The organism is Fundidesulfovibrio sp. YSD1 (assembly GCF_055397115.1).
This window is the reverse complement of record NZ_AP043666.1, coordinates 3,494,215-3,513,888: the sequence shown is the minus strand read 5'-3', so window position 1 is coordinate 3,513,888 and position 19,674 is coordinate 3,494,215. Positions and strand designations below refer to the sequence as shown.

At 67.4% G+C, this 19,674-nt stretch carries 22 protein-coding genes; 16 read left to right on the top strand and 6 right to left on the bottom strand.

What is annotated here, in order from left to right; all coding sequences use genetic code 11:
- Positions 1-129: 129 nt before the first annotated feature.
- From rd to ACZ5V4_RS16295, 11 genes are all read left to right on the top strand, one after another.
- The gene (gene rd, locus ACZ5V4_RS16345) at positions 130-288 is read left to right on the top strand and encodes a rubredoxin (protein ID WP_464315934.1); all 159 of its coding nucleotides are present in this window, start codon (positions 130-132) and stop codon (positions 286-288) included.
- A gap of 74 nt (positions 289-362) precedes the next feature.
- Entirely contained in the window at positions 363-1,568 is a 1,206-nt protein-coding gene (locus ACZ5V4_RS16340; RefSeq protein WP_464315933.1) for an FprA family A-type flavoprotein, read from the top strand.
- Positions 1,569-1,731: 163 nt separating this feature from the next.
- Positions 1,732-2,802, top strand: a complete 1,071-nt coding sequence (locus tag ACZ5V4_RS16335) for an acyltransferase family protein (protein WP_464315932.1) — start codon at positions 1,732-1,734, stop codon at positions 2,800-2,802.
- A 129-nt stretch (positions 2,803-2,931) separates the two neighbouring features.
- Complete coding sequence (locus tag ACZ5V4_RS16330; RefSeq protein WP_464315931.1) at positions 2,932-3,396, top strand: RrF2 family transcriptional regulator; 465 nt, start codon at positions 2,932-2,934, stop codon at positions 3,394-3,396.
- A gap of 127 nt (positions 3,397-3,523) precedes the next feature.
- Positions 3,524-4,825, top strand: coding sequence for a cytochrome ubiquinol oxidase subunit I (locus ACZ5V4_RS16325; protein WP_464315930.1), 1,302 nt, complete (start codon positions 3,524-3,526; stop codon positions 4,823-4,825).
- A 15-nt stretch (positions 4,826-4,840) separates the two neighbouring features.
- Complete coding sequence (gene cydB / locus ACZ5V4_RS16320) at positions 4,841-5,869, top strand: cytochrome d ubiquinol oxidase subunit II (protein WP_464315929.1); 1,029 nt, start codon at positions 4,841-4,843, stop codon at positions 5,867-5,869.
- A 136-nt stretch (positions 5,870-6,005) separates the two neighbouring features.
- The gene (locus tag ACZ5V4_RS16315) at positions 6,006-6,761 is read left to right on the top strand and encodes a substrate-binding periplasmic protein (RefSeq protein ID WP_464315928.1); all 756 of its coding nucleotides are present in this window, start codon (positions 6,006-6,008) and stop codon (positions 6,759-6,761) included.
- A gap of 92 nt (positions 6,762-6,853) precedes the next feature.
- Positions 6,854-7,882: a tRNA-specific 2-thiouridylase gene (locus ACZ5V4_RS16310; protein ID WP_464317846.1), complete on the top strand. Its 1,029-nt coding sequence runs from the start codon at positions 6,854-6,856 to the stop codon at positions 7,880-7,882.
- A gap of 14 nt (positions 7,883-7,896) precedes the next feature.
- Entirely contained in the window at positions 7,897-8,499 is a 603-nt protein-coding gene (locus tag ACZ5V4_RS16305; RefSeq protein WP_464315927.1) for a D-glycero-alpha-D-manno-heptose-1,7-bisphosphate 7-phosphatase, read from the top strand.
- 43 nt (positions 8,500-8,542) lie between these two features.
- Positions 8,543-9,511: a thiamine-phosphate kinase gene (thiL, locus tag ACZ5V4_RS16300; RefSeq protein WP_464315926.1), complete on the top strand. Its 969-nt coding sequence runs from the start codon at positions 8,543-8,545 to the stop codon at positions 9,509-9,511.
- A 96-nt stretch (positions 9,512-9,607) separates the two neighbouring features.
- A complete protein-coding gene (locus ACZ5V4_RS16295; RefSeq protein WP_464315925.1) occupies positions 9,608-9,892 on the top strand; it encodes a sll1863 family stress response protein in 285 nt (94 codons plus the stop codon).
- 84 nt (positions 9,893-9,976) lie between these two features.
- Here the strand turns inward: ACZ5V4_RS16295 and ACZ5V4_RS16290 are convergent, their stop codons facing one another.
- The 6 genes from ACZ5V4_RS16290 to ACZ5V4_RS16265 all read right to left on the bottom strand — a co-directional run bounded on the left by ACZ5V4_RS16290 (position 9,977) and on the right by ACZ5V4_RS16265 (position 15,363).
- Positions 9,977-10,447 carry a hypothetical protein gene (locus ACZ5V4_RS16290; protein ID WP_464315924.1) on the bottom strand — a complete coding sequence of 157 codons (471 nt, stop codon included), beginning with the start codon at positions 10,445-10,447 and terminating at the stop codon, positions 9,977-9,979.
- A gap of 40 nt (positions 10,448-10,487) precedes the next feature.
- Positions 10,488-10,961, bottom strand: coding sequence for a hypothetical protein (locus ACZ5V4_RS16285; RefSeq protein WP_464315923.1), 474 nt, complete (start codon positions 10,959-10,961; stop codon positions 10,488-10,490).
- Positions 10,962-11,073: 112 nt separating this feature from the next.
- Positions 11,074-12,207: a radical SAM family heme chaperone HemW gene (gene hemW, locus ACZ5V4_RS16280; protein WP_464315922.1), complete on the bottom strand. Its 1,134-nt coding sequence runs from the start codon at positions 12,205-12,207 to the stop codon at positions 11,074-11,076.
- Positions 12,208-12,221: 14 nt separating this feature from the next.
- Positions 12,222-12,761, bottom strand: a complete 540-nt coding sequence (locus tag ACZ5V4_RS16275; protein WP_464315921.1) for an epoxyqueuosine reductase QueH — start codon at positions 12,759-12,761, stop codon at positions 12,222-12,224.
- Between the two features lie 3 nt (positions 12,762-12,764).
- Positions 12,765-14,222 carry an Rne/Rng family ribonuclease gene (locus ACZ5V4_RS16270; protein ID WP_464315920.1) on the bottom strand — a complete coding sequence of 486 codons (1,458 nt, stop codon included), beginning with the start codon at positions 14,220-14,222 and terminating at the stop codon, positions 12,765-12,767.
- A gap of 163 nt (positions 14,223-14,385) precedes the next feature.
- Positions 14,386-15,363 carry a radical SAM protein gene (locus ACZ5V4_RS16265; RefSeq protein WP_464315919.1) on the bottom strand — a complete coding sequence of 326 codons (978 nt, stop codon included), beginning with the start codon at positions 15,361-15,363 and terminating at the stop codon, positions 14,386-14,388.
- Positions 15,364-15,443: 80 nt separating this feature from the next.
- On the opposite strand from ACZ5V4_RS16265, the gene ACZ5V4_RS16260 reads away from it, so the two are divergent.
- The 5 genes from ACZ5V4_RS16260 (at position 15,444) to tolA (ending at position 19,674) form a co-directional block, all read left to right on the top strand.
- Positions 15,444-16,319, top strand: coding sequence for a tRNA (adenine-N1)-methyltransferase (locus tag ACZ5V4_RS16260; RefSeq protein WP_464315918.1), 876 nt, complete (start codon positions 15,444-15,446; stop codon positions 16,317-16,319).
- Positions 16,320-16,533: 214 nt separating this feature from the next.
- Positions 16,534-17,298, top strand: coding sequence for an SIR2 family NAD-dependent protein deacylase (locus tag ACZ5V4_RS16255; protein WP_464315917.1), 765 nt, complete (start codon positions 16,534-16,536; stop codon positions 17,296-17,298).
- 4 nt (positions 17,299-17,302) lie between these two features.
- Positions 17,303-18,052, top strand: a complete 750-nt coding sequence (locus ACZ5V4_RS16250) for a MotA/TolQ/ExbB proton channel family protein (RefSeq protein WP_464315916.1) — start codon at positions 17,303-17,305, stop codon at positions 18,050-18,052.
- A gap of 1 nt (position 18,053) precedes the next feature.
- Positions 18,054-18,500, top strand: a complete 447-nt coding sequence (gene tolR, locus ACZ5V4_RS16245; RefSeq protein WP_464315915.1) for a protein TolR — start codon at positions 18,054-18,056, stop codon at positions 18,498-18,500.
- 37 nt (positions 18,501-18,537) lie between these two features.
- Positions 18,538-19,674: a cell envelope integrity protein TolA gene (gene tolA / locus ACZ5V4_RS16240; protein ID WP_464315914.1), complete on the top strand. Its 1,137-nt coding sequence runs from the start codon at positions 18,538-18,540 to the stop codon at positions 19,672-19,674.

Below are 19,674 nucleotides of genomic sequence, written 5' to 3'. Positions count from 1 at the left end.
CCCCGGAGGGTCTGTCCGGACGCTTAGGCCTCTTTGCCGCTCAGGCAAGGTCCCGCCGCGAGGCGGGTCCGGCGCTGAGGGCTAAAAGATGGAACTACGCGCCACCGACCCGCTCAACCAGGAGGATACATGGACAAGTACGTCTGCAACGTTTGCGGCTATGTGTACGATCCCGCCGAGGGCGACCCCGAGAACGGCATCTCCCCCGGCACTTCCTTCGAGCAGGTGCCCGATGACTGGGCCTGCCCGGTGTGCGGCGCCCCCAAGAGCGAATTCACCAAGGAATAGCTTCGCCTGACCCGGCCCGCCGCACCGCGCGGCGGGCCTCTGTCTTTGCTCCATCCCCCCATCGAGGTAGAAAAATGACCGCCGTCGAAATCAAGAAGGACGTCCACTGGGTCGGCGCGGTGGACTGGGACCGCCGTAACTTCCACGGCTACTCCCTCTCCCCCAAGGGCACGACCTACAACGCCTTCCTCATCAAGGACGAAAAGAACACCCTCATCGACACCGTGGAGGACCACTTCGCGGGCAGGCTCCTGTGCAACATCGCCCACGTCATGGAGCCCGAAAAGGTCGATTACATCGTGGTCAACCACGTGGAGCCCGACCACTCCGGGGCCCTGCCCAGGCTGGTTGAGGCCTGCAAGCCCGAGAAGGTCTTCTGCTCCGTCATGGGCGAGAAGGCCATCAAGGAATACTACGGAGCCCAGGGCTGGCCGCTGCACGTGGTCAAGACCGGCGACTCCGTCTCCATCGGCTCGCGCACGCTGCACTTCATGGAAACGCGCATGCTGCACTGGCCCGACTCCATGATGACCTACGTGGACAAGGACAAACTGCTCGTCTCCTCCGACGCCTTCGGCCAGAACTACGCCTCCTCCGAGCGCTTCGCCGACGAGGTGGACCAGGCCGAACTGGCCAGGCAGCTCTCGCGCTACTACGCCAACATCGTGCTGCCCTACTCGTCCGTGACGCTCAAGATCCTTGAGGAAGTGGGCAAGCAGGGCTGGGACGTGGACATGATCGCCCCGGACCACGGCCTGATCTGGCGCGGCGAGGGCGTGGCCCGCGTGCTCGCGGACTACCGCCGCTTCGCCGTGCAGAAGCCCGCCAACCGCGCCGTGATCTTCTACGACACCATGTGGAACTCCACGGCCAGGATGGCCGAGGCCATCGCCCAGGGTCTGGTGGACGGCGGCACGCCCGTGAACGTGATGTCGCTCAAGTCCAACCACCACTCCGACGTGATGGCCGAGGTCTTCGAGTGCGGCGCGGTGCTGGCCGGTTCGGCCACGCACAACAACGGCGTGCTGCCCCTGGTGGCGGCCATGCTGGCCTACATGAAGGGCTTGCGCCCGCAGAACAAGGTCGCGGCCGCCTTCGGCTCCTACGGCTGGAGCGGCGAATCCCTCAAGCAGGTCAGCGAGGCCCTGGCCGGGATGCACTTCGAGGTGGTCGAAGGCGTGCGCGCCAAGAACCGCCCCACCCACGACCAGCTCAAGGCCTGCGTGGAACTCGGGCGCACCGTGTCCAAGGCGCTCAAGGCCAAGATCGACTCCTTCTGATGCCCCGCCAGCTTCAGGAGCGGTCCCGGGGCCGCTCCTGAAGCTGTAACCCCGCTTCGTTGACCGGCCTCCCACCTTATGGTATCTTGAAACTTGGTCGTCATCATTGTCTCAGGAATTCAACGCACTGCGAACCCATTGACGCGCAAGCGTCACGTCGCCGATGACTTATACCTTGATCCAGGCCCTGCGCGGTCTTCTTTGCGTGGGCGTCGTGTTCATCCATATCAAGATATATCTCGCCCGCTTGGGCGATCCCTCCCTTTTTGCCTACGTACCGAACATCCTGGGCGGGATACCCTGCGGGTTCTTCGTGGTCTCCGGCTACTTCATGGCCTTCCTCGTGGACCGCAACGCCCCCAACTTCCTGTTGCAGCGGCTCGTGCGCGTCTACCCGATGTACTTCATCGTGGTGGGCTTGGCCTTCATCCTGCGCGCCTTCACCCACAGCCCGCTCAATTTCGACGACATGCCCCAGGTGCTCTCCCTGCTGCCCTTCGGCATGGGCAAGAGCTACAAGCTGGGCATCGAATGGACCCTGGTCTACGAGATCTGGTACTACTTCATCTGCGCCTTCTTCTGCCGCCCAGGCTGGAACAAGCGCTTCCCGGCGTTTTTGCTGGCCTGGCTCTTCGTGCAGGTGATGGTGGACACCCTGGCCTTCACGCCGCCCAAGCCCGTTCCCAACGTCCTGCAGGTGTGGTTCGCGATCTGGAACTACTCCTTCATCATGGGCGCGCTGACCTTCTACTACCTCCAGCGCCGCCAAGAGCCCGAGACCATGTCCTGGGCCGGGCACGTGCTGTTTGCCTCCATCTGCGCCATCTCCGCGCTGTACATGAAGTCCTACTCGGTGCTCTATTTCCTTGCGCTTGTCTCCTGTGTGCTCGTGGACTGGCTGATCCGCCTCGAGAGCCGCGTGCGCGCGCCAAAGTTGATGGCCCAGTTGGGCGACTACTCCTACGCGCTCTACCTGGTGCACTCCAACGTGATCATCCTGGTGCTGGACCGCTGGACCGCCATCACGGGCGAGAAGCCCGGGCTCATCGCCGGGCTCATGGCCCTGGTGCTGTGCATGGGCTCGTTCTGGTACCTGGGGCAGGTGGACGTGTACGTGCACAAGCGCTGCAAGGCCTGGGTGGGGCGCAACATGCCGGACGGCTTCCTGGCCGCGCTCAGGCGGCTACTGCCCAAGCCCGCCGCCGTGGCCGAGCCCAACAGGGACAAGAGCTGACGGCTCGCCTTTTCCTCCTTTCGTTCGTTTTTCCCGCAGAATTGGCTTTTTCCCGCAGACTCCGTTGACTTTCCTCCTCGACCTCAATATAGGACAAATCGACTCCTATTTGTCTCAGTTGAGGCCGAGATGAAACTGACCCGCGCCGCCGAATACGCCATCCGCTGCGTGCTCCACCTCTCCAAGCGTCCCTTGGGGCAGGTGGCCAGCCGCCGCGAGGTGGCCGAGACCATGGACATCCCCATGGCCTTCCTGGGCAAGATCGCCCAGGGCCTGGCCAGGGCCGGGATACTCGTGGTGCGTCAGGGATCGCAGGGCGGATACGAATTGGCTCTTCCCCCAAAAGACATTTCTTTGCTAATGGTTGTGGAAGCCATCGACGGCGAGATACTGGTCAACGAGTGCCTCTCCCGGCCCCAGGAGTGCGGGCGTAGCGGCTACTGCGCGGTGCACCGCGTCTGGGAGAAAGCCCGGAGCCAGTTCAGGGAGACCCTACAGGACGCGAGCTTCGAGGAGCTCGCCCGGGCGGACGTCTGCCCGGAACCCGCCGCCCACCATCACAGGCGGCGTGTTCCGGCGGCCCGTCTGCCCTGATGCAACGCTTCCCCGGCGGTTTTCGGCCCCGGGGAACAAGAGGTTCGGTCGGCTGGCCCATCCCGGCGGCGGGTTCACCGGGACGCCTCGCAACACTTTAACCGGCCAGGCACAGGAGAGAAGGCGCATGGACACCTTGATGCTTTCCCGTTTGCAGTTTGCCGCCGCCACCTTCTTCCACTTCATCTTCGTCCCGCTGACCCTGGGCCTCTCCATCATAGTGGCCCTGATGGAGACGCGCTACGTGCGCACGGGCGATGAAGTGTACAAGAAGATGGCCAAGTTCTGGGGCAAGCTCTTCCTCATCAACTTCGCACTTGGAATCGTCACCGGCATCACCCTGGAGTTCCAGTTCGGCACCAACTGGTCGCGCTATTCGGCCTACGTGGGCGACGTGTTCGGCCCGCTCCTGGCCATCGAGGCCTCGGTGGCGTTCTTCCTGGAGTCCACCATGGTGGGCGTGTGGGTGTTCGGCTGGGACAAGATCTCGAAGAAAGCCCACGCCGCGGCCATCTGCCTGGTGGCTTTCGCGGCCAACCTCTCGGCCCTGTGGATCATCATCGCCAACGGCTTCATGCAGAACCCCATGGGCTACGTGATGCGCAACGGGCGCGCCGAGCTCGACGACTTCTGGGTGCTCATCACCAACCCCTTCGCCTGGAGCCAGTACGTGCACGTGCTCTCCGCGGCCTTCCTGCTCTCGGGCTTCTTCGTCATGGCCGTGTCGGCCTGGCACCTGCTGCGCAAGAACGAGGTGGACTTCTTCACCCGCTCCTTCAAGTACGGCGCGGCTTTCGCCCTGATCTTCTCCATCGTGGTGGCTGCCCAGGGCCACTTCCACGGCAACGAGGTGGCGCGCATCCAGCCCGCCAAGCTCGCGGCCATGGAAGCGCACTGGCACACCCAGAAGAACGCGCCCATGTACCTGCTCTCCATCCCGGACGAAGCCAACGAGCGAAACTCCGTGGAGGCCATCGGCATCCCCGGGCTTCTCTCGCTCCTGGCCTTCAACGACCCCTCGGCCGAGGTGAAGGGTCTCCTGGACTTCAAGCCCGAGGACCGTCCGCCCGTGGCCATCACCTTCTGGAGCTTCCGCATCATGGTGGGGCTTGGCACGCTCATGCCGCTTCTGGCCTTCTTCGGCTGGTGGAAGTCCAGGAAGCTGCTTGAACACCCGAATTACCTGCGCCTGATGCTCTTCGCCCTGCCAATGCCCTACCTGGCCATCCAGGCGGGCTGGGCCGTGGCCGAGGTGGGCCGCCAGCCCTGGATCGTCAACGGGATCATGCGCACCAAGGACGCCGTCTCGCCCGTGGACCCCTCGCAGGTGGCCACGTCGCTCATCGCGTTCATCGTGGTCTACGCCTTCCTGGGCGTCATCGACATCTACCTTCTGGCCAAGTACGCCAAGAAGGGACCGGTCCACTAACTCGGAGGAAACGAAATGGATCTCGGAACCATCTGGTTTCTGTTGTGGGGAGTGCTGTGGGCCGTCTACTTCGTGCTCGACGGCTTCGACCTGGGCGTCGGCATGCTCGCCCCCGTGGTGGCCAAGAACGACGTGGAGAAGCGCATCCTGCTCAACAGCGTCGGCCCCTTCTGGGACGGCAACGAGGTGTGGCTGATCACGGCTGGCGGCGTGACCTTCGCTGCCTTCCCCGGCACCTACGCCGTGATGTTCTCCTCGATGTACTCGGCCCTGATGCTCCTTCTGTTCGCGCTCATCTTCCGGGGCATCGCCTTCGAGTTCCGCTCGAAGATGGAGTCGGCCTCCATGCGCGCGCTGTGGGACAAAATCCACTTCCTGGGGAGCTTTTTGCCCGCGCTGCTTCTGGGCGTGGCTTTCGCCAACATCTTCAAGGGCATTCCCATCGACGCCAACGGGCACTACCAGGGGACGCTCTTCACCCTGCTGAACCCCTACGGCCTGGCGGGCGGCGTGCTCTTCGTGCTGGCCTTCCTGATGCACGGCGCGCTGTACCTGGCCTGCAAGACCGAAGGCGCGCTGCACGACAGGGCGGTGCGCGTCTCCGAGAAGCTCTGGCCCGCGCTGCTGCTCGTGGCCGTGCTCTTCCTGGTGTTCACGGCCGTGGCCACGGAGCTCTTCCAGAACTACGTGGACAACCCGCTCCTGTTCCTGATTCCGCTCCTGCCCGTGGGGGGCCTCATCATGCAGCGCGTCTACATCGGCCAGCGCAGGCTGGCCCTGGCCTGGACCGCCAGCGCCGTGACCATCGCGGGCGTGGCGCTCTTCGGCGTGATCGGGCTCTACCCGGCGCTTTTGCCCTCGAGCCTGAACCCGGCGTGGTCCATGACCATCGCCAACAGCTCCTCCTCGCCGCTGACGCTCAAGATCATGCTCGTGGTGGCGCTGACCTTCGTGCCCATCGTCATCCTGTACCAGGGCTGGGTCTACAAGACCTTCTCCCACAAGGTGACGGAGAAGGACGTGGAGTACGAAGAGGCCTACTAGGCACGGCCCCGCCCCTCAGCGGAACCTGAAGCCTGGCCCCCGGAACGCGCGTTCCGGGGGCTTTTTTTTTCGGACGGGCCTTTGCCAAAAGCCCCTCGCGGGGGTAAGCTGGCGATACTCACCGGAGGCGCCCGCCATGAAAGCACTGCTGATCGCCGTCCTGGCCGTTTCGGCCATCCTGCCGGGGTTCGCGCCGGCCGCCCGCGCCGAGCAGACGCTCATCATGTTCGACCGGGCCAATCCCCCCTTCATGTACGCCACCACGGACAACAGGCCCGCCGGGATCTACCCGGCCATCGTGGCCGAGGCCTTCGAGCGCATGAAACACCCCGTCACGCTCGAGGCGGTGCCCTGGAAGCGCGCCCTGGCCATGGCCGAGAACGGACAGGCGGGGGTGGCGGGCCTCTACGGCAACGAGCCGCGCAGGGCCGTGTTCGCCTTCAGCGACCCCCTCTACGTGGAGGTGCTGCTCGTGGTGCAGCGCAGGGGGGTGGAGTTCCCCTTCACGGGCCTGGGCTCGCTCAAGGGCCGCAGGGTCGGCGTGCTCCGGGGCTGGTCCTACGGCGACGACTTCGACAAGGCCCGCGCGGCCGGACTCTTCCAGGTGGAGGAGGTGGACGGCGACGCCCAGAACCTCTCCAAGCTCCACGCGGGGCGCATCGACGCCATGATCGCGGTCAAGGAGGGCGCGGAGGCCGCCCTGGCCGCCTCGGGCGCGCGCGACGACTTCGTGGCCAGCGCCACCCCGCTCTCAAGCAACGCCGCCCACCTGGCCTTCGCCAAGGACTCGCCCGGGGCCGCCCTGCTCCCGGCCTTCAACCAGGCGCTTCGCACGATGAACGAGGACGGGGCCATCGACATGATCGTGCGCTCCATCCTGGCCAAGCAGTAGAATCCGGCGGGCTGGGCCTGTTCCGCTTCGCGCCCGGACCTGCTATCAAGGCCCGCGTGACGCCCGACGACGCCGACACCCTTTCCGCGCCCATGGCCGTGGCCGTCTCCGGCGGCATGGACAGCCTGCTCGCCCTGGCGCTCACGCGCGAGGCCGGGCACGAGGCCGTGGCCCTGCACGCGCATTTCCTGCCTCCGGACCCTGCGCGGGAGCGGCTGGCCGAGGCCCTGGGCAAGCTCTGCGAGGCGCTCGGCGTGCCCTTTCACGCCGTGGACCTCTCGACGGCCTTTAGGCAACAGGTGATAGAGCCGTTCGTGGACGCCTACGCGTCCGGACTGACCCCCAACCCCTGCGCGGCCTGCAACCGGGACATGAAGTTCGGCCTGCTCCTGGAGGAGGGGCTGCGCCTGGGCGCGGGCCGAATCGCCACGGGGCACTACGTCGCCTTCGACGGGGGGCTCAGGCGCGGGGCAGACCCGGCCAAGGACCAGAGCTATTTCCTGACGCTCACGCCGCGAAGCGCCCTCAAGCGCGCGGCCTTCCCCCTGGGCGGCTGGCGCAAGGCCGACGTGCCAGGGGCGCTCGCCCAAAGGGGGCTGGCCCCGCCGCTGCCGTCCGAAAGCCAGGAGGTCTGCTTCGTGCCGGAGGACGACTACCGCTCCTTCCTGGAGGCTCAGGGGCGAAGGCTGCCGGGGCCGGGCCCCATAGCCCTGGCGGATGGCCGCGCCATCGGCCGCCACGAGGGCCTGTGGCGCTACACCATCGGCCAGCGCAAGGGCATCGGCGTGGCCTGGAGCGAGCCGCTCTACGTGCTGGACAAGCTCGCGCGAAGCAACACGCTGGTGGTGGGCCCCAAGTCCGGCCTGGAATCCTTCTCCTGCCGCGCCCGGGGCGTGAACCTTCTCGTCGATCCGGGCCGGTGGCCCGAGGCAGTCCTCGCCCAGACCTGCTACCGCCAGCGCCCAAGACCGGCCACGGCGACGCTCAGGCCGGGCCGCGACGGCGAGGGCACGGTCATGCACTTGCGCTTCGCCGAGGCTGTCACCCGCCCCACCCCCGGCCAGGTGGCGGCGGTCTACGACGAATCCGGCCTGGCCCTGGCGGGCGGGACCATCTTTTGACCCAAGGAAGCGGCATGCGCATCGAAAGCGTCCTCATCGACCGCGACGGCACCGTGATCGCCGAGCGCGATTACCTGAGCGACCCGGCCCAGGTGGAGCTCCTGCCCGGGGCGGCCGAAGCGCTTTCGCGCTTTGCGCGGGCCGGGGCCCGGCTCTTTCTGGTCACCAACCAGTCGGGCATAGGGCGCGGATACTTCGGCCTGGAGGACTTCCAGGCCACCCAGCGCCGCCTGGAGGAGTTGCTCGCGCAGGGCGGCGTGGCCCTTGACGGCGTGGCCTTCTGCCCGCACGCCCCGGATGACGGGTGCGCCTGCCGCAAGCCGTCCACGGGCATGTGGGAGGAGCTTCGCCGCCGCCACGGGCTTTCGCCCGAAACAACGGCCATGATCGGCGACAACGCCTCGGACGCGGCCTTCGGCAGGGCCTGCGGGCTGGCCGAATCCGTGCTGGTGCTCACCGGCCACGGGAAAGCCTTCGCGAAAGGCCTGGGCCTGCCGGACTCCCTCGATGCTTCGCCCGGCTGGGCGCGCGTGGCGTCCCCGGCTCCGGGGCAGCCCACGGCCCTGGCCAGGGACCTGGCCTCGGCCGCGGACCTTCTCCTGCAACCCGGCCGCTAGCCCGCTTGCAGGGCCGCCCGGCCTGGGCTACCTCAAGGGCCACATGAACACGACCCCATTTTCCTCGGAAGACGAGTTCCTGGCCGCCATCTCGGCGCGCTTTCCCAACGAGCACCCGCACATGACCCTGGGGCGCGGCGACGACTGCGCCGTGCTCGACTGCCCCCAGTCCATGGCCCTGACCACGGACCTCTTCGTGGAGGACGTGCACTTCAGGCGCTCCTACTTCTCGCCGAGCGACGTGGGCTACAAGGCCCTGGCAGTGAACGTGAGCGACATCGCGGGCATGGCCGGGGAGCCCCTGGGCTTCAGCCTGGGCCTGGCCGGGCCGCCGGACACCCCGGCCGCCTACTGGGAGGGCGTGCTCGACGGCATGGCCGGGCTGGCCTCGTCGCTCAATCTGCCGCTGGTTGGCGGGGACCTGAGCGCCTGCGCCAAGATCGCGATCGCCGTGACCATCTGGGGCAGGCAGGGGCCGGGCGGACGCTTTCTCAAGCGCGGACGCGCGGCGGCCCGGGACGTGCTCTTCGTGGTGGGCGAGGCTGGCCTTGCCCGGGTGGGCCTGGAGGCGCTGGAGCGCTTCGGCCCCGAGGCCGCGCGCGACTGGCCCGAGGCAGTGGCCGCGCACCTGCGCCCTGTCCCCCGCGTGGAGCAGGGGCTTCTGTTGGGCAACATGCGCGGAGTGCGCTCGCTGATGGACGTTTCCGACGGCCTGGCCAGGGACCTGCCGCGCTTTCTCGGCCCGGGCCTGGGCGCGAACCTGGCCGTGGACCCGTCCACCCTGCACCCGGAGGTGGAGCGCTGGGCCGAGGCCGCCGGGCGCGACCCGGCCGCGCTCGCCTGCCTGGGCGGCGAGGACTACGCCCTGCTGGGCGCCTGCGCGCGCCAATCCTTCCTGGACCTCTACGGCCACCTGCCGGACGCCTGGCCCCTGGGCGAGGTGGTGGCGGGCGGGGACATCCTCTTGCACGGGGAGAAGCTCGCGCCCGGCTTCGACCACTTCGCGCGCTGAGGAAATCCTGAGCGAGCCTTGCCAAAACCGGCTGGCGGCGATAACCTATGATAGAGAATATCTAGTCGTAACCCTAAGGAAAAAACGGGGACAGCCATGCCCGAACGCGAGAAATTCGGCGTCCAGATGGACGAGCAGCTGAAAAAGCTGCGCGAGAAGATCGACAATACCAAGTCCCGCGCCGAGTCCAGGGGGCAGGACTTCATCGGCAAGTACGAAAGCGAGCTGACCAAGCTCGAATCCAAGTACGACCTGGCGCGCTACAAGCTCTCGCTTCTGCGCAAGGGCGGCCAGTCGGCCTGGGGCGAACTCAAGGAAGGAGTGGACAAGGCCTTCCACGACCTCAAGGACGCCGTGAGCAAGGCCAGGGAAAAATTCTGACCGCGCGCCCGGCCGGGCCGGGCGCGCACCGTCACGATCCGGGCGCTCCGCCGCGCCGCGCGCGGCTGGCGGAGCTTTTCGCCCCTACTTCTTTCCCTTCTTGATCTGCCCCATCTCCACCATGATGCCGTCCGCCCCCAGGTTCAGGGCCAGGCCCTTGGACGTGACGCGCAGCTTGAGCACCACGCCGTTGGAATTCTCCAGCCAGTGCACGCCCTTGCCCTCGTCCAACGCGGAGTAGCCCGCCCTGGCCTGGAAGTAGCCGCCCGGGAAGTCCTCCAGGCGGGTGAGGTTGTAGACCTCGCCCGTGGCCTTGATGCGCGAGACCCCGATCCCGCCGACGCCCAGCCCGCCCACCTTGAAGGCGTGCTTGCGGCCCTTGAAGGTCAGCGTGCCCTTTCCGCCGCTGGCGCTGATGAGGAAGCCGCCCTGGCCGAAATCCATGGTCACGGCCCCCGAGGCGACGGGCTTGCCGGAAGGCTGGGCCTCGGCCGCGGCGCAGGGCGCGGCCGCGAGCGCCAGGCAGAAGAAGAAAAGCAGGATGCGTCGGATCATGAGCCCGTCCTCCCGGAGGTTTGCGCCGAGGCGCGTTTCTCTAGCGGTCCCACTGGAACAACAGGCCCTCGCCGCCCACGGCCAGGGACACGCCCTTGGTCTTGGAGCGAAGCCTCAGGAGCACGCCTTTGGTGTTTTTCAGCCACAACACGCCCTCGCCCTCTCCGGCGGCCCAGTCGAACGAGCCCTGGACGTAGGCCCCGGTGAAGTCCTCCACGCGGTCCAGGTTGTAGACCTCGCCCTCGGCCTCCACGCTGGTCACGCCCAGGAGCCCGAAGCCGAGCCCACCGAGCTTGAATGCGTACTGCTGGCCCTGGTAGGTGAGCGTCCCCTTGCCGCCGGTGGCGCTTATGATCATTGCCCCGCGCCCCACGGTCATGGTCACGCGCCCGGATTCCCCGGTGGGCCGCCCTTCCTGGGCGCTCGCGGGGACGCAGGGCAGAAGCAGGGCGGAAAAGAGGATCAGGGCTGCCAGGGCAAGCCCGGGCGACGAAAGCGTGGATCGACGAGACATATGTGCAGGCTCCTTGGTGTTCATCATCCCTTCGCGCTCACCGCCTTCGAGGCGATGCCGAAAAAGAGTACAGAATCGCGCCATCGCGTCAACCCGCGCGGCCCAGGCGCGGCTAGTCCGGGAAGAGCACGCGCCCGATTATCAGGTTGCTCACGAGCATGCCCTGGCGCGTCAGGCGCAAAAAACCGTCCTTGATGCGAATGAGCCCGCGCGAGCGCAATTCCCCCAAAAGCCTTCCCTCGGTCGCGACGATGTCGCGCCCGGTCAGGCGGCGGTAGTCGGAGAGGGCCATGCCCTTGGAAGTGCGCAAGGCGAGCATCAGGAGCTCCCGGGCGCGCACCTCGGGGGACAACTCCTCCGCGTCCCGGCCGAAGGCGCGCTTCGCGGCCATGTCCGCGTATTCGGCCACCCCGCGCGGATTCTCCCAGCGCCTGCCCGCCATGGTGGACACTGCCGAGGGCCCAAGGCCCAAGTAGTCCCGGCCCTCCCAGTAGCCCTGGTTGTGGCGAGAGGCGTAGCCCATGCGCGCGAAGTTGCTGATCTCGTATTGCAGGTAGCCCTGGTCCTCCAGGAAGTCGCCGCCGTTCGAATACATCTTGGCGGCCTCGTTCTCCCCGGGCAGCTTGAGCTCCCCCCCGGCCACGGCGCGCGAAAGCGGCGTGCCAGGCTCGAGCGTCAGCCCGTAGGCCGAGACGTGCTCCGGCCCCAGGCGCACTGCGGCCTTGAGGGTGTCCATCCAGGTCTTGAGGCGCTGGCCGGGCAGCCCCCAGATCAGGTCCACGGAGAGGTTGGCGAACCCGGACGCGCGCAGGCGCTGCACCGCCGTGTGCACGTCCCCCACGGTGTGCGGGCGGCCCAGCATGGAAAGCTCCGCGTCGTTCATGGACTGCACGCCGAGCGAGACGCGGTTGACGCCAAAGGAGCGCCACAGGCGCGCGAGTTCCATGTCCCCGGCGGACTCCGGGTTGGCTTCCAGGGTGAATTCGGCGCCGGGCGCGACCTTGAAGTTGCGCCCTATCGCCTTCATCAGGCCCTCGAAGGCCCAGGCGGGCAAGAGGCTCGGCGTGCCGCCGCCCAGGTAGACGGTCTCCGCGCCGGGCTTGCCCAGGACCCTGCCGTAATGGTCCGCCTCGGCGGAGACGGCCCGGAGCCAGGCGTCCACGGCGTCCATGTCCATGGGCTGGGAAAAAAACGCGCAGTAGCGGCACTTGGCCCTGCAGAACGGAACGTGGACGTAGAGGAGCATGAGGCGCGCGTCTCTCAGCGTCCGAGCTTCTTCCGGTAGCGGTCGAACTCGGAGAAGACGCACCCGCAGTAGGGCTGGCGGTAGAGGTCCCACTCCTTGGACAGGCGGATTCCCTCCTCCCAGCCCGGGCGGAAATCCTCGTAGGCGAAGGTTACGCCGTGGGTTTGGCCCGCGGCCTCGCCCGCGGCGCGGATGGCCTCGTGGTCCTGGTAGCGGCTGTAGAGGAGAGTCGTGGTGAAGGCTTGGAAGCCAAGCGTCCGGGCCTGCCGGGCCGCGCGGTCCAGGCGCAGTTCGTAGCAGAAGCGGCAGCGGTCAAGCTCGCGGAAGGCCGCCTGGCGCAGGAAAACGGCCGGGTCGTACTCGGAGTCGGCGAAGCTCACCGCCACGCCGAGGCGCGAGCCCACCTCGGCCAAGGCATCCTTGCGGCGCAGGTATTCGGTCAGGGGGTGGATGTTCGGGTTGTAGTAGAACCCGTGAACTTCCTCCCCCCTGTCCTTCAGCGCCGTGAAAACCGTGATGGCGCAGGGGCCGCAGCAGGCGTGCACCAGGAGCACGGCCTACTCCGGCAGGATGTGGATGGCCTTCTGGTAGTGCTCCTCCAGGGCGGCCAGGCGGTGGCGCTTCTGGTTGAGCAGGTAGAAGGACAGCTCCGGCGTCGCGCGCAGGCTCACGGACTCGCCCGCCCCGGCGCGGCGCAACAGGCGGAAGAGCTCGCGCAGGGCCTGGATGGACTGCCACTCCAGGTTGCGGCGCGAGCCCGAGCCGTTGCAGCAGGGGCAGGTTTCGGTGCTCACGGACATGGCCGAGGAGCCCATGCGCTGGCGCACGATCTCCATGAGCCCGAAGCGCGAGATCTTGCCCACGTCGTGGCGGGCGCGGTCGATCTTCATGGCCGTCTTCATGGCCTTCTCGACCTCGGCCACGTGCTTGCGGTCCTTGAGTTCGATGAAGTCCACCACCACCTGCCCGCCGATGTCGCGCAGCCGCAGCTGCTTGGCCACCTCGATGGCGGCCTCCAGGTTGGTGCGCAGGGCCATCTCCTTGAAGTTGGTCTCCCCGCCGATCTTGCCGGAGTTCACGTCCACGGCGGTGAGGGCCTCGGTGGGGTCGATCACCAGGCGTCCCCCGGAGGGCAGGATCACCTCGCGGCCGTGCAGCTGCTCGATCTGCTTACGCAGGTTGAAGCGCTCCCACATGGAGTGCTCGGCGTCGGCGTGGTGCTTCACCAGGTCCTGGCGGCGCGGGAACACCAGCGAGGCCATCTGGGTGACGCGCTCGGCGGTCTCCTTGTCGTCCACCCAGACCTCGCTCACGTCGTCGGTGAGGTAGTCGCGCACGGCGCGCGCGGCCAGGTCCGGCTCCTGGTAGATCATGCTCGGGTTGGGGGCGGAGGCTCCGCGCCCGCGCACCTCCTTCCAGAGGCGCTTCAGGTAGCTGACGTCGCGCTCCAGGGCGGCCTTGGACTGGCCGATGGACGCGGTGCGCACGATGATGCCGATGCCCTCGTCGAGCTTCACACCGGCGGCGATTTCCTTGAGGCGCTTGCGCTCCTCGTCGTCCTCCACCTTGCGGGAGATGCCCTTCTGCTCGCGGCCCGGGGTGAGCACGAAATAGCGCCCCGGCAGCGACAGGTAGCTGGTGACGAAGGCGCCCTTGTTGCCCGTGGGCTCCTTGACCACCTGGATGAGGACCTCCTGGCCCTTCTTGAGCACCTTCTGGATGGGCGGGTACTTGCCCTTGCGCTCGCCGCTGGGGTCTTCCAGGTAGTATTCGGGATGCACCTCGTCGATCTGGAGGAATCCGTTGCGGTCCGCCCCGTAGTTGATGAAGGCGGCCTGGAGGGAGGGATCGATGTTGTGGATCTTGCCCTTGTAGATGTTGCCGCGCGTCTTGGCCTGGTGGGTCATCTCCACGTAGTATTCCTGGAGTGCCCCGTCCTCGGTCACGGCGACTTCGACTTCCTCTCCGGGAAGTACGGAGACGAACATTTTGCGCTTGCGCTTCTTCGCAGCCATGCAAAATTCTCCTGCTGGACAGCCCGCGTGCGCCATGAGAGCGGGCGCGATGCGACCGTTGCGCCCCATTCAGGGGCCGGGCGTCCGTTGGGCGCGGCCACTCCGGTGTGGATCGGCCGCGCGTTGAAACCGTTGAAATCCCAAGGGAGAGGGCGCGAGCGCGCTACTTCTCCCCCCGCAGGTAGAACGTCTCGCCGCCCAGGCTGGTCGGCCTGACGAGGCCGCGCGCGGCGAGATCGTCCAGTAAATTCGAGAGGATGTCCGGGGCAACGCCCAGGGCCGAGGCCAGGGAGGCGAGCCTCTGCGGCCGCCTGGCCAGGGAATCGAGCACCCTCATGCTCAAGGCCTGTAGCTCCTGTTGCGTCCCGTTGTCCAGTGGCGTGGTGAAATGTCCGGACTTTTCCGGCACTTCCGTCACGCATCCGGTCTCGGAGCACAGGGCGTCCCTGAAGCGCGCAAGCACTTGCGGCGGCGCGGGCAGGGCCTGGGGATAGGCCCCCGGGCGGGTCATGGTCACCACGTCCACCCTGTCGGGCCTGAGCTCCCGGGCGTAGGCGCGCAGCCGCTCCAGGTTCTCGGCGGAGTCGTTGACGCCTGCGAGCACCAGGACCTCGAGGTAGATCTTGCCGGAAAAGAGCTTGCGGAAGTCGAGGAGGCCGCGCCGGATGTCCACCAGCGACGCGCCCGGGAGGGGCTTGTTCAGCGCCTGGAACTCAGAGGCCACCAGCGTGTCCATGGAGGGCAGAACGATGTCGGCCGTGGCCAGTTCCGCGCGCACGGCCGGGTCCGAAAGGAGGCTCGAGTTGGTCAGCACGGCGATGGGCACGCCCGGGACCAGCTCGCGCACGCCCTCGATGATCCGGCCCATGTCGGAGTTGAGCGTGGGCTCGCCCATGCCGCCCAGGGTGACCACGTCGAAGTCCGGGTGCGGCTCGAAGAGCCACCCCGCCAGCTCGCCCAGGATCCTGGCGGCCGGGACGTAGGGCTTGCGGGCGGTGGTGAGCACGCGGGTGTGCCCGACCTCGCAGTAGAGGCAGTCGAAGGAGCAGATTTTGGCCCCGAGAAGGTCCAGGCCCAGGGACGCCCCGAGGCGTCCGGAGCGGACCGGGCCGAAGACGAGGCCCTGTCCGTCACGAGGCATGTGCGCCCCCCGGCTTGACAGGTGCGCCCCGCAGGGCCACACTGGAGTGCTTTATTCCACGCATCAAAGGATATTCCGGCATGATCCGAACCGGCGAATTGGTACTTCTCATAAGCCCCGAGGGCAAGCGCTATCTTCGCGCACTGGACCCCGCGCACTCCTTCCACACCCAGGAGGGGCTGCTCAAGATGGAGGACGTGGCCCGGGCGGGCTTCGGTGCGGTGGTGCGCACCCACAAGGACCTGCCCTTCAAGGTGCTGCGCCCCACCCTGCACGACTGCATCAAGGGCGTGCGCCGCTCGACAACCATCATGTACCCCAAGGAGATCGGCTACGTGCTCCTCAAGCTCGGGGCCGGTCCGGGCAGGCGCGTCGTCGAGGCCGGGAGCGGCTCCGGCGGGCTGACCACGGCCCTGGCCTGGATGGCCGGGGACGACGGCCACGTCTACTCCTGCGAACGCCGCGAGGAGTTCTCCAAGAACGCGCGCGAGAACGTGGAGCGCGCGGGCCTCGGCCACCGCGTGAGCTTCTTCCACCGCGACATCGCCGAGGGCTTCCCCGAGGAGGCGCGCGGCGCGGACGCCCTGTTCCTGGACGTGCGCACGCCCTGGGATTACCTCTCCCAGGCGGCGGACATCGTCTGCCCGGGCGCGCCCATCGGCTTTCTGCTGCCCACGGTGAACCAGATCGTGGACCTTCTGCGCGCCCTCGAGGCCTCCGACTTCGGCGAGGTGGAGGTGCTGGAGATCATGCTGCGCCGCTACAAGCCCGTGGCCGAGCGCCTTCGCCCCGAGGACCGCATGGTGGCGCACACGGGTTTCCTGGTGTTCGCCAGGCACAAGGGCCTGGAATACATCGCGGAGCCCGGCCCCGAGGACGACAGGGAGGACGACCCCCAGGACGCCCCGGCGCGGCCCGTGGATGCGGCCGGGGAGGACCCCGGAGAAGAGCGCTAGAACCCGCGCGCATTAACTTTTTGTAATCTTGCGTTCATGCCCCGGGATACTGAAGGAATTATCCGCAGTTACGCAACGGGTCGAGGGGCGCGGGCAGGCACGTCCCGGCGTTGCGGCGCGGGAGGCCTTTGCAGTCCGCGCCTAATCTGCTACCGCCGCCGTGGCCATGCAGTGTTTCCCGCGTGCATGGCCCGTGAATGGAGCAGCCTCTACAATGCATGACGAATTGGAACGGATCGCACGCATCTGGCCCGCTTCCGGAAAGGTGCTCGTCCTGACGGGAGCGGGCATTTCCGTGGCCAGCGGCATCCCGGACTTTCGCAGTCCGGGCGGTTTGTGGTCGAAATACGACCCCATGAAGGTGGCCACCACCGAGGCTCTGGAGGACGATCCCACGGCCGTGTGGACTTTTCTCATGGACGCGGTGCGCGTGATGTCCTCCGCCAGGCCCAACCCCGCCCACGCCGCCCTGGCCGAGCTTGAGCGGGCCGGACTCGTGGAGGCGGTGGTCACCCAGAACATCGACGGGCTGCACCAGCAGGCCGGTTCCCGCAACGTCCTGGAATTCCACGGCACCATGGCCTCCTACCGCTGCAATTCCTGCGGCGAACCCCATGACGCCAAGGGCGCGGAGTCCATCACCCCGGCCGACTCCCCGTGGCGCTGCCGCTGCGGCGGCGTGGTCCGCCCGGACATAGTCTTCTTCGGCGAGGCCATTCCCCTTGACGCCCTGAACAAAAGCGGTCAATTGGCCTGCGGCGCGGAGCTTACCCTCATCGTGGGCACGTCCTGCGAGGTGGCTCCGGCCAACGCGCTGCCGGGGCTGACCAAACAGTGCGGGGGCAAGGTGGCCGAGATCAACGCGATGCCCAGCCGCATGCGGCATCTGTGCGAGGCCTCGGTGACGGCCAAGGCCGAGCTGGCCCTGCCCGTGCTGGCTGAAATGCTCATGAAAACAGGCAATCACGCAACAAGGTGACCAAATGCTCGATACCTTGACGCCGCACGGCGGCATCCTCTCGATGCTGGCCTCGGCCACTCTCACGGTCAAATTCGTTCTGGCCATCCTGGTGGTCATGTCGCTGACGAGCTGGAGCATCATCTTCCTGAAGCTCTTCACGCTGAGCTCCGCGCGCAAGGACGCCGCCCGCGACTCCAAGCTCTTCCAGGAGGCCGAGAACCTCAAGACGGCCATGCGCTCGGTGAGCCAGAACAAGAACTCCCCCTGCTACGCCGTGGGGCTCCAGGCCTTCGAGGAGCTCATGCGCATGGAGGAGGCCGACCTGGACCCGGCCGAGAAGTCCCGGGTGGCCATGGACAACATCCGCCGCACCCTGCGCCAGGCCGTGGCCACGGAGCTCGGCATGCTCACCAAGTCCCTGTCGTTTCTGGCCACGTGCGCCAACGCCACGCCCTTCATCGGCCTGTTCGGCACGGTCTGGGGCATCATGAACTCCTTCCACGCCATCGGCCTGCAGCAGTCCGCCGCGCTGGCCGCCGTGGCCCCGGGCATCTCCGAGGCCCTGGTCGCCACCGCCATCGGCCTGGGCGTGGCCATCCCGGCCACCCTGGCCTACAACTTTTTCCTGGGCTACATCCGCCACATCGAGCGCGAGCTGATCGGCTTCTCGGGAGCCTTCCTGAACCGCATCCAGCGCGAGGTCAGCTGGGCGCCCAAGGCCCAGCGCGCCGACTCGCCCAGGCCCGCCGCCCGCGCGAGGGAGGACTACTAGCATGGGCATGGCCACGGGCGGAGGCGGCGACGGCTTCCTGGCGGACATCAACGTCACGCCCTTCGTGGACGTGATGCTCGTGCTGCTGATCATCTTCATGGTCACCGCGCCCATGATGACCCAGGGCCTGGAGGTCGACCTGCCCAAGACGCAGACCGTGACCACCCTGCCCAAGGACTCCGAGAACCTGGTGCTGACCATCAAGAAGGACGGCACCCTGCACCTGGACCAGTACCAGGTGACCTTGGACGAGCTGCCCGGCCACATCAAGCGCCTGGTGACCGACCAGAACAAGATGCTCTTCCTGCGCGCGGACCGCGAGGTGCCCTACGGCATCGTGGTCCAGGCCATGGGCGTGCTCAAGGGCGCCGGCGTGGACAAGCTCGGCATGGTGGCCGAGCCTGAACCCGTCAAGGACGACAAGGCCCAGGGCCGCCCCAAGAAATGACCCTCCACCGGTTCCATCAGCAGTCGCCACTTACGCCATGAGCTACCTGAGCTGGCTCTTCTCACTCTTCCTGCACCTCACCGTCGTGCTCGGGGGCATCCTCCTGGCCAACATGGAGATGACCAGGATCAAGCTGGACGTCCCGGTCTACGAGGTCGAGCTGGTGGACCTGCGCCTGCCCGGCCCCGGCGTGAAGCCGGACGCGGCCCCTGGCTGGGAAGGCCCCGGCCAGCCCGGACAGACCAATTTGCCCACGCCGCCCGGCCCCAAGGACGCGACCCCCATCCCCGACCAGGCCAAGGCCGCCGAGGACGCCGCCCGCAAGGCCGCTGAAAAGGCCGCCGAGGACGCCCACAAGAAGGCCCTGGCCGAGGAAGCCGCCAAGAAGGCGGCCGCGGACAAGGCCGCGGCCGACAAAGCTGCCGCCGAAAAGGCCGCCAAGGACGCGGCGGACAAGGCCGCGCGCGAGAAGGCCCAGGCCGAGGAGGCCGCGCGCCTGGCCGCCGAGAAGGCCGCTCGCGAAAAGGCCGAAAAGGAAGCTGCGGACAAGGCGGCCAAGGAAAAGGCTGCCAAGGACGCCGCCGACAAAGCCGCCAAGGAGAAGGCGGAGAAGGAAAAGGCCGAGAAGGACGCCGCCGAGAAGGCCGCGAAGGAAAAGGCGGCAAAGGACGCGGCCGACAAGGCGGCGAAAGAAGCGGCGGACAAGGCGGCCAAGGAGAAAGCCGCAAAGGATGCGGCCGACAGGGCCGCCAAGGAGCGCCAGGACGTCCTGGCCCAGGCCCTGAAGGACGCCAAGAACCAGGCCGGCGGCTCCTCCGGCGACGCCGTGTCCAAGGAGCTGGCCAACCTGCGCAAGCAGGCGGGCCAGGCCGGAGGCGGCGGAGGCGGGGGCGGCAGCCCGGAATCCAGCGCCACCTACGGCGCCATCGTGAACAAGCTCATCAAGCAGAACTGGCGCTTCCCGCAATTCGCCAACCTGAAGCTCGTCTGCGTGGTGGAATTGCATATCGGGGCCGATGGGCGTATCCAATCGTCCAGGCTCGCGCAGCCCTCGGGCCGCCCGGACTTCGACAACTCGGCGCTGCGGGCCGTCCAGGACACCGGCGACCTGCCCAAGCCCCCTTCGGGCGTGGAACGCATCGAACTGACATTCAACTCACAGGAAAGACGCTAG

Excerpts from the sequence above, each read along its gene's own strand:
- ACZ5V4_RS16250 (WP_464315916.1), top strand. The coding sequence starts at position 17,303 with ATGCTCGATACCTTGACGCCGCACGGCGGCATCCTCTCGATGCTGGCC.
- tolA (WP_464315914.1), top strand. The coding sequence starts at position 18,538 with ATGAGCTACCTGAGCTGGCTCTTCTCACTCTTCCTGCACCTCACCGTC.
- ACZ5V4_RS16285 (WP_464315923.1), bottom strand. The coding sequence starts at position 10,961 with ATGTCTCGTCGATCCACGCTTTCGTCGCCCGGGCTTGCCCTGGCAGCC.
- ACZ5V4_RS16265 (WP_464315919.1), bottom strand. The coding sequence starts at position 15,363 with ATGCCTCGTGACGGACAGGGCCTCGTCTTCGGCCCGGTCCGCTCCGGA.
- ACZ5V4_RS16255 (WP_464315917.1), top strand. The coding sequence starts at position 16,534 with ATGCATGACGAATTGGAACGGATCGCACGCATCTGGCCCGCTTCCGGA.
- hemW (WP_464315922.1), bottom strand. The coding sequence starts at position 12,207 with ATGCTCCTCTACGTCCACGTTCCGTTCTGCAGGGCCAAGTGCCGCTAC.
- ACZ5V4_RS16260 (WP_464315918.1), top strand. The coding sequence starts at position 15,444 with ATGATCCGAACCGGCGAATTGGTACTTCTCATAAGCCCCGAGGGCAAG.
- thiL (WP_464315926.1), top strand. The coding sequence starts at position 8,543 with ATGAACACGACCCCATTTTCCTCGGAAGACGAGTTCCTGGCCGCCATC.
- ACZ5V4_RS16310 (WP_464317846.1), top strand. The coding sequence starts at position 6,854 with ATGGCCGTGGCCGTCTCCGGCGGCATGGACAGCCTGCTCGCCCTGGCG.
- ACZ5V4_RS16330 (WP_464315931.1), top strand. The coding sequence starts at position 2,932 with ATGAAACTGACCCGCGCCGCCGAATACGCCATCCGCTGCGTGCTCCAC.
- tolR (WP_464315915.1), top strand. The coding sequence starts at position 18,054 with ATGGGCATGGCCACGGGCGGAGGCGGCGACGGCTTCCTGGCGGACATC.
- ACZ5V4_RS16325 (WP_464315930.1), top strand. The coding sequence starts at position 3,524 with ATGGACACCTTGATGCTTTCCCGTTTGCAGTTTGCCGCCGCCACCTTC.
- rd (WP_464315934.1), top strand. The coding sequence starts at position 130 with ATGGACAAGTACGTCTGCAACGTTTGCGGCTATGTGTACGATCCCGCC.
- ACZ5V4_RS16270 (WP_464315920.1), bottom strand. The coding sequence starts at position 14,222 with ATGGCTGCGAAGAAGCGCAAGCGCAAAATGTTCGTCTCCGTACTTCCC.
- ACZ5V4_RS16305 (WP_464315927.1), top strand. The coding sequence starts at position 7,897 with ATGCGCATCGAAAGCGTCCTCATCGACCGCGACGGCACCGTGATCGCC.
- ACZ5V4_RS16315 (WP_464315928.1), top strand. The coding sequence starts at position 6,006 with ATGAAAGCACTGCTGATCGCCGTCCTGGCCGTTTCGGCCATCCTGCCG.
- ACZ5V4_RS16290 (WP_464315924.1), bottom strand. The coding sequence starts at position 10,447 with ATGATCCGACGCATCCTGCTTTTCTTCTTCTGCCTGGCGCTCGCGGCC.
- ACZ5V4_RS16340 (WP_464315933.1), top strand. The coding sequence starts at position 363 with ATGACCGCCGTCGAAATCAAGAAGGACGTCCACTGGGTCGGCGCGGTG.
- cydB (WP_464315929.1), top strand. The coding sequence starts at position 4,841 with ATGGATCTCGGAACCATCTGGTTTCTGTTGTGGGGAGTGCTGTGGGCC.
- ACZ5V4_RS16295 (WP_464315925.1), top strand. The coding sequence starts at position 9,608 with ATGCCCGAACGCGAGAAATTCGGCGTCCAGATGGACGAGCAGCTGAAA.
- ACZ5V4_RS16335 (WP_464315932.1), top strand. The coding sequence starts at position 1,732 with ATGACTTATACCTTGATCCAGGCCCTGCGCGGTCTTCTTTGCGTGGGC.